We start from the raw sequence: 11,753 nt of genomic DNA on the forward strand, positions 1-11,753 counted from the left end.
CATGCCAAGCGATCGCTATCAAGCCCAGGAAAAATGGCGGTTCTGGGGCCCGGAGGGCCAGGATAAGCTGCGCCGGGCGCGCGTGCTGATCGTCGGTTGCGGCGGTCTGGGCGGCCATCAGGCCAACCTGCTGGCGCGGGCCGGCGTCGGCTTTTTACGGCTCATCGACGCCGACCAACCGGACCTGAGCAACCTGCACCGGCAAATCCTGTTCGACGAAACGGACCTGGATTCGCCCGACGGCAAGGCCATCATCGCCGCCGAGCGCTTGCGGTGGGTCAACTCGGAAATTTCCATCGAAGGCGTCGAAGCCCGCTTCTCGGCCGCCAACGCCGATTCGTGGATCAAGGACGTCGATCTGGTCCTCGACGCTTCCGACAACTTTCCGACCCGCTTCGCCCTCAACCGCGCCTGCGTCGCCCGGAAGAAGCCCTGGATCTACGGCGGCGTGGTCGGAGCGACGGGCATGGCGCTCAATATCTTCCCGGGCGCAGGCCCCTGCCTGCAATGCCTTTACCCGGAGGAGCCGCCGGCCGATCAAATTCCGACCAGCCAAAACACGGGAATCGTCAACACCGCTCCGGCGATCATCGCCGCGCTGCAGGTCAACGAAGCCTTCAAAATCCTCTTGGGCGACCCCGCGGTGACCCGCGAACTGGTGCAGATCGATCTGTGGCAGCTTTCCTTCGCCGCGACGCGGATCGCGCGCAGCGAACAGTGCCCGGTTTGCGGAAAACTCTAGCCGGATTTTTATTTCAGCAGCCGATTCAGTTCCCGCCAGACTTCCGTCAGGCCCTGCTTGGTGACGGCCGAGGTGACGAGGATTTCTTTCGGGTCCAGGCCGGTGGATAGGCCGACTTCGCGGATTTGATTGCGCAGGGCGTTGCCCTTGAGCTTGTCGGCCTTGGTGAAAACGAGCAGAGCAGGCCGGCCGAAGGCCTGCACGTAATCGAGCATCTGCCGGTCCAGTTCGCCGAAACCGCGCCGCAGATCGATCAGCACCACCACGCCGCGCAGGTTGTCGCGGGTCCGCAGGTAGGTTTCCATCATCGGACCCCATTTTTCCTGCTCGGCCGCCGCGACCTTGGCGAAACCGTAGCCGGGCAGATCGACGAAATAGAAGCTCTCGTCGATTTCGAAAAAATTGACCTGGCGGGTTTTTCCCGGCTGCTGGCTGACCTTGGCCAGCTTGCGAATGCCCAGCATGGCGTTGATGAGGGTGCTCTTGCCGACGTTGCTACGGCCGGCGATGGCGATCTCGGGCCGGTCGGCGGGCGGATAGTCGCGCGGCGAAACGGCGCTGACCAGGAACCGGGCGCGGTGGCCGGCCATGGCTTATCCCGTCGCGTAGGCGTGCAATCCCGACAGCAGCAGGTTCACGCCCAGGTAGGTGAAGATCACCGAGAGAAAGCCGACGATCGCGATCAGGTTGCTGCGACGGCCCGTCCAGCCCGCCGTCAGCCGCGTATGCAGATAAAGCAGGTAGATGATCCAGGTCACGAGGCTGGCGGTTTCCTTCGGATCCCAGCCCCAGGGGCGGCCCCAGGCTTTGTTGGCCCAGATGGCGCCGGTGACGATGACCAGGGTCATGAGCGGAAAGCCGACCATGACCGATTTGTAGCCCAGCCGATCGAGGGTTTCGGCGGACGGCAGGGCGGCCATGAGTTCGGCGTTGCGCCATTGGAAAATCAGCACCAGCAGGCAGCCCAGCCAGCCCAGCACCAGCAGCGCCAGCGCATAGGGATTGGCGGCCAGGCGGGTGTCGGGCATGCCGTGCGCCTTGACGAACAGCCAGACCAGGCCGGCGGTCAGTAAAACGAAGGTCGCCAGCAGCGCACGCGTCGGCAGGATCAGGTCGGCGCGCTGCTTGGAAGGGACGGCGGCGATCACCGTCAACACGGCCAGGATAAGCGCCGCCAGCAGCAGCGGCCCCGCGCCGGGCACCACCACCTGCGAAAACTGCCCTTCGGCGCCGCCCGGCAACGGCTCCTTGATCCAGGTGTCGTTCATCATCACGGTTTTATCCATCGGGAATGCCGCGCCGCCGATCACCGCGCCCTTCGACGCGCCCAGCACGGCGAACACGACGAAGCCGGCGGCCACGACGATAAACCAGTTCATTCGCACCTTGTCTTTCAGCAAAAAAAGCACCGAGAAAACGAACGCCGTCAGAAAAGCCGCGTAACCGATGCTGGCCACCGCGACGTGCAAATGCAGCCACACCGATTGCAGCGCCGGCACCAGCGGTTCGATCTCTTTGTTGGGCGACAGGCTGGCGATGCCCATGGCGATGCCGGCCAGCGGCATGACGAAGGCGCCGGCGATCCGCACCTGGTAGCGGAACTCGACGAACAGGTAAACGACCACGATGCCCCAGACGAAGAACACGAGGGATTCGTACATGTTGGTGAACGGCGGATGAGCCCACCCCGCCGCGATCCAGCGCAGGATCAGGGCCGCCGTCAGCGCGATGGCCGCGACCAACCCGAAGAGCCGCCCGGTTTTCCAGACGCCGTCCCGCCGCCCGCCCAGGTAAATCAGATAGCAGACGGTCGTCACGATGAACGCCACGAAGGACAGGTCGAACAGCGAGGCGCTGCCGGCGTCGGCACGGCCGCTGAAAAAACCCGCGATCATTTCGCGAAACAAGTCGATCATTCGTCAACCCTTTGCGATTTTTTCGGCCGTCTTTTCCAGCCATTCCCGCATGGCTTCGCGATGGCGCGTGGCCGTCCCGGCCACGGTGACGGATTTCCCCTCCACGCGCGCCCAGACCCGCTTATGGGAGGTGTACATGGTAAGCAACAACCCCACGAAGAACAGTCCGAACCCGGCCCAGAGCAGGCCCGCGCTGGGATCGGCGGTGACCAGCAGGCCGGTATAGTAACCTTGCTTCGCCCCGGCGAACGCCAGTGTGTACGGCCCGACCGGAAGCGGCGGCGCGTTTTGGGCCAACCAGGCCTCGGCCTCCCGGCCGCCGGATTGCAGGACGACATGTACTTCCGTCGCCCCTTCGGCGTTCTTGCGGGCGTCGTCGACGACCAACCCGTCGCGCTTTCCGGGCAACGACTGGATTTGCTGGAAAACGACCGGCAGGGTCGTATCCAGGCCTTCGCCCTTCAATTGGATCAGCGGAAATTCCTGCCGTCCGTAGCTGGCCTGGAAAAAGCGATAGAGCCCCTGGCGCAGGGGATCGTTGACGACGATCGATTTTTCCCGCAGCTTCCGGCCGTCCTGCCACAGGCTGAGCCAACTGCGGAACTCCTTGGGCCGTTTCGATCCGGCGTAGAATTCGACGGTGAACTGGTCGCAGCGCACATCGAAAGGCAAGCGCATCAGGTCGCCGTTTTTAGTCAGGAAGACATTTTGGCTGCCGCCCTCGGGCAGCATCATCTGCCCTTCGATGCCGGCGAACAATTTGACCAGCGCGCCGGCGACGACCAGCAGAATGCTGAAATGGACCACGACGATCGCATAGCGCAGCCACGGCGAATTTTGCGCGAAGAGATGGATGGCGCCGTTTTTCTCGGTCTGTCGGACCGTGCCGACCGGCCGCATCAGCGCGGTGAGCTGTTCGACCGATAACGGGCTGTCGGCGATCCGTTTGACGAAGGAGGCGCCGGATTCGCGTTCCTTGTCGAGGGTCGGCTCAGCGTTGGCCAGGAGCCGCCGGGTGCGGCGGATATAGGCGATGGTGCAGGCGGTGAGGTTCAGAATCAGGAGAATGACCAGAAACAGGAACCAGACGCTGTGAAAAACGTCGGTCAGGCCGAGCAGATGGTAGATCCGCCAAGCGGGATCGTGCAATTTTTCGATTAAAACCTCCCGGGGCATGGTGACGTCCAGTTGCGGGAAAACGGTCCCGCACAGCGTCGCCAATCCCAGGGTGATGAGCGTATAGACCGTGACCCGCAGGGAGGCCAGCCAGTCGATCGCATCCTGGAGAAGACCGGTTTTTTTCTGGTTGCCGTCGCCCATGAACGCCATCCGTGAAAAGGGTGCTAGTTGGCTAGCATGACCCGGCTTCCAGTGTCAAGTTCGCGCCACGTTGATACCCGGGAGCAATAGGGTGGAAATCCCGAAAATTCAGGCGCTTGACATTCCTCTTCCCGCTCGTTCATTCTTAACTTCGGGGTCGGCAAAACCGAAACGCCGGGCACGGTGTATTCGGTTTGGAAAGCATGTATTTGCGACAAAAAATCACACTCGCGATTCTGCTGGTTTTGACGGTCGGGGCCATCGTGCTGGTTTGGGCCGACGGCGACGCGGTCGTGTCTCGTTTTGGCTACCAAAGAACGGGTACTTTCGGCCGCGATACCAATCACGACGGCAAGACCGATCTGATCGAAAACTGGCAATCCGGCGTGCTGATGAACATGGAAAGAGACACCAACGAAGACGGGAAGATGGATGCGGTGACCTATTTCAAAAACGGGGATCCGGTCCGGCTGGAATACGACCTGGATTACGACGGTGAAACCGATTACCACTCGGTCACCGATGACCACGGGCAAGAACGAATCGAAGTTTTGCGCAACGGCGTTTTCGTGGAACAACCGACCGCGCCGCCGGCAGCGGAAACGGGGCAATGATCCGTTCCGCCGATCCGGCCGGCGGGGAGGAAATGGCGGATGAGTGAGGAGAACACCGAAAAGCGGTCCGCGCCCGAAGCCCCGGTCGGCGATTGGGAACTGGAAACCGACATCAAGCACCTGAAGCGGTCCAGCAATTTTCTGGCCGTGCTCGGCCTGCTGATCATTGTATTGTTCATCGGCCTGCTGGGCATGAAAATCCGGCAATCCATCGGCGAAGGCAACAAGGTTTCCATTCCCAAGTTTCTCGATGTCGGCACCGTTTCGGTCGAAACCGCCACCGTTTTCGAGCAGCCGCTGCCCACCGCCGGGCACATCGGCGAACTGCAACGGGAAGACGCCGTATTCATCATCGAGGACAAACCCAAAGACTGGTTCCGGGTCCACGCGGTGATGGTGGACGGCGGCAATCGGCGCGAACTGGACGGCTGGGTGCGCAAGGAACAGATCCGGACCCGCACCGAATTGAAGCAACTGCGCAAGGATCTGGCAACGCGCGAAAGCAAATCGCTGGACATCACCGACGTCAATTGGACGATCGACGAGGTCGGCAACTACACCATCAGCGGCAAGGTGTTCAACCTGACCGACGTGCCGTTGCGCAACATCAAGGTGATCATCACCTTCTACGACAAGGACAACAACGCCGTCGAACAGCGCTATACCTACGTGGCGTCCGATTCCCCGCTGACGAAACGAAATCCGATTCCGTTCGCCTTCATCGGTAAAAACGAGAAAACGTTCAACTTCGTCAATTGCCGGGCGGATTACCGCTTCAGCGAGGAATAATTCAGCCAAACCGACCGGGCCGCTTTATCGACCGCCGAAAGTGATTAAAGTATTCGGCAATTCGTTTCGCTCCCGGTTGGAAAGGATACCGATGCTCCGAAAAATCAGTTGGTTGATTTCGCTCGCGATGCTGCTGACCGCCGTTGCCCCCGCGCTGCTCGCGGCGCAGGAGCCGGCCACCGCGCCATCGCCCAAGGTCAGGGCCGAGATGCTGGCCGACGTCGACGCGCTCGCACCCGGCGCTCCGTTCCGCCTCGGCGTCCGGTTCCACGTCGAAAAAGAATGGCACATCTACTGGGTCAATCCGGGCGAGGCGGGCATCCCGACCCAGGTGAAATGGAACGAGACCTCGGGCATCACCCCGGGCGAATTGCAATACCCGGCCCCGATTCTCTTCGGCGCCAGCTCGCCGATCAGCGGTTACGGCTACGAGGACGAGGTCCTGCTGTTCGTCGAGGCCACCGCGCCGAAAATCTTCCCGAGCCAACCGCACAAGTTCAGCGCCAAGGCTTCCTGGCTCGTCTGCCGCAACACCTGCGTTCCGGGTAGCCAGGAAGTCAGCCTGACCCTGCCCCCGGCCACCGCGGTCGAGCCGGGCAAGAACCGGGCGCTGTTCGATCAGGCGCAGGCCGCCGTGCCGCCCCCGGCCGAACGGATCGCCGGGCTGACCGTCCGGCACACGCCGAGCGTTTCCGCGGTGCAACCCGACAAGGATTTCCAGATACTGTTCGTGCTCAAGGGCCCGGCGGGCGTGCGATTGGCGCCGCGCGCCGATTCCCGAACGCCGGTCTTTGCGCCGTTTAAAAGCGAAATGGTCGAAGCGGGTAAGATCGAGGTCGACGACCCGCGGCCGGAACCGCGCGAGGAACTGGCCGTCAAATTCAGCGGCCACGCCCTTCCCGAAATGGAAAAAGCCGAAAAAATCGGCGGCGTCTTTCAATTGGACTGGATCGAAAACGGCCGGAAAACGCCGGTCGTCTTCTCGTTCACCGTTGAACTGCCGTTCGCGGCGACCGGGGCGACCGTCGAGCACAATCCGCTGCCCGACTTCGCCGCGCCCGTGGCGACAGTTGGCGGCGCGATGGCCGCGGCGGGCCAATCGGTTTGGCTGATGCTGTTGTTCGCCTTCGTCGGCGGCATCATTCTGAACGTGATGCCCTGCGTGCTGCCGGTGGTGTCGATCAAGATCCTGTCGCTGGTCAACCAATCCCAGATGAGCCGCAAGGATATCCGCCGTCACGGCCAGGCTTACGCCGCCGGCATCATCGTGACCTTCCTGATTCTGGCGATCGCGGTGGCGATCCTGAAAAGCGGCGGTGAGGCGATCGGCTGGGGATTTCAGTTCCAATCGCCGCTCTTCGTCGCGCTGCTCGCCGCGCTGGTCTTCGTCTTCGGCCTGTCGCTGCTGGACGTTTTCGTGTTGACGGCCCCGACCGGCGCCGCGCTGCAGGAAGCCGTCGCGAAGGAGGGTTTGCGCGGCTCGTTTTTCAACGGCATTTTCGCGGTCATCCTGGCGACGCCCTGCACGGCCCCGTTTCTCGGCACGGCCATCGGTTTCGCCTTCACCCAACCGACCGTGGTGACCTTCCTGATTTTCCTGGCGGTGGCCGGCGGACTGGCGTTTCCGTTCCTGCTGTTGGCCTACGTGCCGGCGTGGAAGAAATTCCTCCCCAAACCCGGCGACTGGATGGACACCTTCAAATCCGTCATGGGTTTTTTGTTGCTGGGCACCGTGATCTGGCTGCTGGACGTGCTCGGCAAGCAGACCGGCGGCGCGGGCTTGATCCGCATGCTGTGCTACCTGGGCCTCCTCGGCTTCGGCGCCTGGCTGTACGGCCGGTTCGGCAACATCACCCGAACCGCGCCCGTCCGCGTCGCGGCGACGATCTTCGCCCTAGCCCTGGCGGCCGGCGCCGGTTTTTACCTGCTGCGCTTCACGCCCCCCGCGCCCGTCGCCACCGCGTCGGAAGCGTTCGAAGCGGGCGGCATCGCTTGGCAGCCGTTTTCCGAAAAGAAGCTGCAAGAGCTGCTGGCCGCCGATCAAACCGTTTTCATGGATTTCACGGCGGCCTGGTGCTGGACCTGCAAGGTCAATGAAAAAGCGGTGATCGAGACCGACCCGGTGCGCCAGGCGCTGCACGAGTTGAAAATCGTTCCGGTGCGCGGCGACTGGACTAACCGCAACCCGGAGATCTCGGCGTTTCTCAAGGCGCACGGCAAGGCCGGCGTGCCGGTTTACGCGGTCGCCGGACCCGGAACCGGCAAGGAAATCGTGCTGCTGCCGGAAGTGATTACGAAGGAAATGGTGATCGCCGCGCTTGAAAAAGCGGTGAAAGGCTCTTAAAAATAAAAAAAACGATTTACCCCTGACCGCACTTCGTCGCCGCTCCGACCCAATGTGCGAGGAAAGCAGAATCGGCAACCGATGAATAAACCAGCCCTGATAATACTGATCGTCATCCTCGCCGGAGGATGGGCGATTTCCTCCTCGGGCCAGCAAAATCCGCAAGGCCCGCCGTACATCAGTTCGTCGAAGGCCACTTACAAGCCGCTGGGCGCCGTGGAAAGCATCCCGATCTACAAGAACGTCGGCAAAACCACGCTCCTCGTATTCTGGGCCAGTTGGTGCATGCCCTGCCTGCAGGAAGTGCCGCAGCTCAATCACCTGCACAACCTGTACGGTGCTTCCGGGCTGAACATTCTGGCGATGAACATGGACGAAAGCTCCGATGAAAACGTCGCGCTGCTGGTGAAAAAATTCGAGATCATCTATCCGGTCGCGATTCCGACGCCCGAACTGGTGCGCGATTTCAAGGTGCACGCGATTCCGCTGACCCTGCTCTACGGGCCCAACGGCGTGCTCGAACAATCCTGGTTGGGGCCGGTTTCGGTCGAGGAACTGGAACGCCAGATCAAAAAGGTGCTGCCGGCCAAACCGGAAGTCGACAAGGTCAAATCGTGAACGAACGCGACCGCCGCGTCTGGACCGTCGCCGAACTCGCCGCGCAAATCAAAGGACAACTGGAAAAATCCTTCGCCGAAGTCCTCGTCCGCGGGGAAGTCAGCGCCCTGGCGCAGCCGGCCAGCGGGCACCTCTATTTCACGCTCAAGGACGACCGGGCCGCGATCCGCTGCGTCCTTTATCGCCAAATCAGCCGTTTCCTGCGGGTTCTGCCGGAAGAAAAAAAGGAATTCCTCGTGCGCGGCAAGGTCAGCGCCTACGGCCCGCGCAGCGAATACCAGATCGTCGTCGATTTTCTGGAGCCGATCGGCCTGGGCGCGCTGTACGCGGCCTATCTGGCCTTGCAGCAAAAACTGGCGGCCCGCGGCTACTTCGCCCAGGAACGCAAGCGCCCGCTGCCGAAGCTGCCGCGCACGATCGGCATCGTCACCAGCCTCTCCGGTGCGGCGCTGCACGACATGCTGCGCATCCTCCTCGCCCGCCGGCCGGGCCAGCACGTGGTCGTCGCGCCCACCCTGGTGCAAGGCGACAAGGCGCCCGCCGCCATCGCCCGGGCCCTCCGCCTGCTGACCGACCGCGCCGCCCCCGATCTGGTGATCGTCGGCCGCGGCGGCGGCAGCCCCGAGGATTTGTGGTGCTGGAACGAAGAGGAAGTCGTGCGCGCGGTGGTCGAGTGCCCCGTGCCGGTGATCTCGGGCGTCGGCCATGAAACCGACGTCAGCCTGTGCGACCTGGCGGCCGACGCGCGCGCCGCGACGCCGACGCACGCGGCGGAAATGGCGGTGCCGGACATCGCCGAGTTGCTGGTCAAGGTCGGGCTGCAAAGACGCCGCCTGACGCGCACCCTGGCCAATCGCCTCGAATCGCTGGACCGTCGGTTGGAACACCTGCGCCATCGGCTGCGCCAGGAAGCCGCGCCGACCGCGCCGGCCGGCCGACGGCTCGATGAACTGCACGAAAAGCTGGTGAACGAGCTTCATTTTCTGGTCACGCGGCGGCGGCACCAATTGGAAATGCTGAATCAGCGGCTGCAGGCGCAATCGCCGGCGGCCCGCCTCGCCCAGCGCCGCCAGCGGCTGGAAAGCCTGCACTTTCGCTTGCGGGGCGCATTGGCGCGGCAACTGGACAAACAGGAAAACCGCCGCGCCATCCTGCACGGCCGGCTGGAAAACGTCAGCCCGTTGGCGGTGCTGGAACGCGGCTACGCGATCGTCACCGACGCGCAACGTCGGGCGGTCCGCCACGCCGGGCAAACCCAGCCCGGCGATCCGCTGCACGTGCGCCTGCATCGGGGGAAATTGTCGGCCGTCGTGACGGCGGTCGATCCCGGCGAGTGAAACGCTACCGATCCTTCTGGGCCTGTAACGCCGCGCGTTTCGTTTCCAGTTCGTACCAGCGGGCGTAGAGCGCTTCCAACGCGTCGTGCGCCGCGCGGTGCGCCTCGAAGGCCTGTTGGAGCCGTTGGGCGTTGGTGTTCACCGCCGGGTCCTCCATTTCCCGCCGGTGTTTTTCGACCTCTGCCTCGGCCTGCAAGATGGCGGCCTCCAGCCCGTCGAATTCGCGCTGCTCGCGGAACGAAAGCTTGGTCGGCGCGGGGCGCGGCCGGACCTTGGGCGGCTCGCTCGTTTTTTTCGGTTTGGCCGCCGACCGTCGCGCCGCGCGATCCGCTTCCGCCTGCGCGTAATCAGCGAAGTATTTCGTTCCCCCCTCGCCGTCCAGTTCCAGCAGCACCGTGGAAATCCGGTCGAGCAGGTAGCGGTCGTGAGTGACCATCACCAGGGCGCCCGGAAAATCCGTCAGGCTTTCCTCCAGCACCTCCAGCGTGGGGATATCCAAGTCGTTGGTCGGCTCGTCGAGTAAGAGCACGTCGGCGGGCCGCAACATCAGCCGGGCGATCAGAATCTTCGCGCGTTCGCCGCCGGACAGGCGGCCGATTTCCACGTCCAATTGCGAGGCGGGAAAACGAAACCGCGCCGCCCAGGAGCCGACGTGAATCGGCCGGTCGCGGAAGATCACCGTATCGCCCTTTTCCGCCAACGCGCGCCGCAGGGTGAGGTTGGGATCGAGTTCCTCGCGGTGCTGATCGAAATACACCATGCGCAACTGCTCCACCCGTTGAATGCGACCTTCGTCGGGTTCGAGTTCGCCCGCCAGCAGCCGCAGCAAGGTGGTCTTGCCGCTACCGTTGGCGCCCAGGAGTCCCAGCCGCAGGCCCGGCCGCAACAGCAGGTCGAAATCGCCCAGCAGCCGCCGGCCGCCCAGCGATTTGCCGAGGCCGCTCGCCTCCAGCAGGCGTTTGGTTTTGCGGCCGGTGGCGACGAAGTCGATGCCCGCCCGTCCGGTCACGCCCTGCTGCTTCATCGTTTCCAATTCCCGGATCAACTGGTGGGCCTCGTCGATCCGGAATTGGGCTTTCGTGCCGCGCGCCTTCACGCCGCTGCGCAGCCAGGCGACCTCGTTGCGCACCTTGACGCTCAACGATTCCTGCTGCCGGGCGCGGGCGATCAGCATCTCCTCGCGCCGCTCCAGAAAGGTGCTGTAATCCCCCTCGACCGAAAGAAACCCGCCGGGGTAGCGGCGGTCGAGTTCCAGGGTGCGGCAGACGCACCTTTGCAAAAAGGCCCGGTCGTGGCTCACGATGACGTAGGCGAAGCGGCTTTCGACCAGCAGATTTTCCAGCCAGAGGATGCCGTCGAGATCCAGGTGGTTGGTCGGCTCGTCCAGCAGCAGGATATCGGGATCGGTCACCAGGGCTTGCGCCAGCGAAAGCCGTTTCCGCCACCCGCCGGAAAGGGTGTCGATCACGGCGGCAGGGTCGCCGAAGCCCAAACGGCTCAGAATGATTCCGGCGCGCACGCGCGGGTCGTTTTCGCCATCCTGATGCGGCGCGGCATCCCGTTCCGCGGCTTCGCGCAGAATTTCGGCGACGGTCCGCCCCGCGGCGAAGCGGCTGTCCTGGGGCACGAAACCGACGCGCAGGCCCTTGGCGACGGCGCATTCGCCTTCGTCGGGCGATTCCAACCCGGCCAGAATGCGCAGGAGGGTGGTCTTGCCCGAACCGTTGGCGCCGATGACGCCGATCCGATCACCGGCGCTCACGCTCAGCGAAATGCCGGCGAACAACGGCCGATCCCAATAGCTCTTGGCGATTTCCCGGCAGGCGATCAGCGAAGCCATCTTTCCACCTTTATCCTGGACCTTCCGTCACAACGCGGATGAATGCTTACCACGTTCAAGGCGAGAAGCAAGCGGGGGAATGGAAAGTCAGATTATTTGTTTCGCCAATAGAAATCGATGGCGCCCTCGTTGGTGTGCACGGCCACGCCGGGACGATTTTGCGAGTCGTAATCCAGAATATATTTTAGTGGAGTCGTGTGTTCCGGGACGTCGACCAGTTCCTCATGCCAGGC

11 protein-coding genes are annotated in these 11,753 nt (G+C 63.2%); 6 read left to right on the top strand and 5 right to left on the bottom strand.

Features of this window, described 5'->3' with window-relative positions; translation table 11 throughout:
• Position 1: 1 nt before the first annotated feature.
• Positions 2-742, top strand: a complete 741-nt coding sequence (locus GX444_20215) for a HesA/MoeB/ThiF family protein (protein NLH50908.1) — start codon at positions 2-4, stop codon at positions 740-742.
• A gap of 8 nt (positions 743-750) precedes the next feature.
• Here GX444_20215 and GX444_20220 read toward each other — a convergent pair whose 3' ends face one another.
• From GX444_20220 to GX444_20230, 3 genes are read right to left on the bottom strand one after another with little or no spacing between them, the layout of a single operon-like run.
• Positions 751-1,332 carry a YihA family ribosome biogenesis GTP-binding protein gene (locus GX444_20220; protein NLH50909.1) on the bottom strand — a complete coding sequence of 194 codons (582 nt, stop codon included), beginning with the start codon at positions 1,330-1,332 and terminating at the stop codon, positions 751-753.
• A gap of 3 nt (positions 1,333-1,335) precedes the next feature.
• Positions 1,336-2,658, bottom strand: a complete 1,323-nt coding sequence (gene ccsA, locus GX444_20225) for a cytochrome c biogenesis protein CcsA (protein ID NLH50910.1) — start codon at positions 2,656-2,658, stop codon at positions 1,336-1,338.
• 3 nt (positions 2,659-2,661) lie between these two features.
• Positions 2,662-3,978 carry a cytochrome c biogenesis protein ResB gene (locus GX444_20230; protein ID NLH50911.1) on the bottom strand — a complete coding sequence of 439 codons (1,317 nt, stop codon included), beginning with the start codon at positions 3,976-3,978 and terminating at the stop codon, positions 2,662-2,664.
• A 203-nt stretch (positions 3,979-4,181) separates the two neighbouring features.
• Between GX444_20230 and GX444_20235 the strand changes: the two genes are divergently transcribed.
• The 5 genes from GX444_20235 to xseA all read left to right on the top strand — a co-directional run bounded on the left by GX444_20235 (position 4,182) and on the right by xseA (position 9,680).
• Positions 4,182-4,592, top strand: a complete 411-nt coding sequence (locus tag GX444_20235; GenBank protein ID NLH50912.1) for a hypothetical protein — start codon at positions 4,182-4,184, stop codon at positions 4,590-4,592.
• A 39-nt stretch (positions 4,593-4,631) separates the two neighbouring features.
• The gene (locus GX444_20240; GenBank protein ID NLH50913.1) at positions 4,632-5,381 is read left to right on the top strand and encodes a hypothetical protein; all 750 of its coding nucleotides are present in this window, start codon (positions 4,632-4,634) and stop codon (positions 5,379-5,381) included.
• Between the two features lie 91 nt (positions 5,382-5,472).
• Positions 5,473-7,725, top strand: coding sequence for a thiol:disulfide interchange protein (locus GX444_20245; GenBank protein ID NLH50914.1), 2,253 nt, complete (start codon positions 5,473-5,475; stop codon positions 7,723-7,725).
• 81 nt (positions 7,726-7,806) lie between these two features.
• A complete protein-coding gene (locus GX444_20250; GenBank protein NLH50915.1) occupies positions 7,807-8,343 on the top strand; it encodes a TlpA family protein disulfide reductase in 537 nt (178 codons plus the stop codon).
• Positions 8,340-9,680, top strand: a complete 1,341-nt coding sequence (gene xseA / locus GX444_20255) for an exodeoxyribonuclease VII large subunit (protein ID NLH50916.1) — start codon at positions 8,340-8,342, stop codon at positions 9,678-9,680. The genes GX444_20250 and xseA overlap by 4 nt, the downstream gene beginning before the upstream one ends.
• Positions 9,681-9,684: 4 nt before the next feature.
• Here xseA and GX444_20260 read toward each other — a convergent pair whose 3' ends face one another.
• Together GX444_20260 and GX444_20265 are read right to left on the bottom strand one after the other, a co-directional pair.
• Entirely contained in the window at positions 9,685-11,520 is a 1,836-nt protein-coding gene (locus GX444_20260) for an ABC-F family ATP-binding cassette domain-containing protein (protein NLH50917.1), read from the bottom strand.
• 92 nt (positions 11,521-11,612) lie between these two features.
• The coding region (locus GX444_20265; protein NLH50918.1) for a hypothetical protein at positions 11,613-11,753 on the bottom strand (141 nt) is incomplete at its 5' end.

The sequence above is a fragment of the Myxococcales bacterium genome, assembly GCA_012517325.1.
GTDB lineage: Bacteria > Lernaellota > Lernaellaia > Lernaellales > Lernaellaceae > JAAYVF01.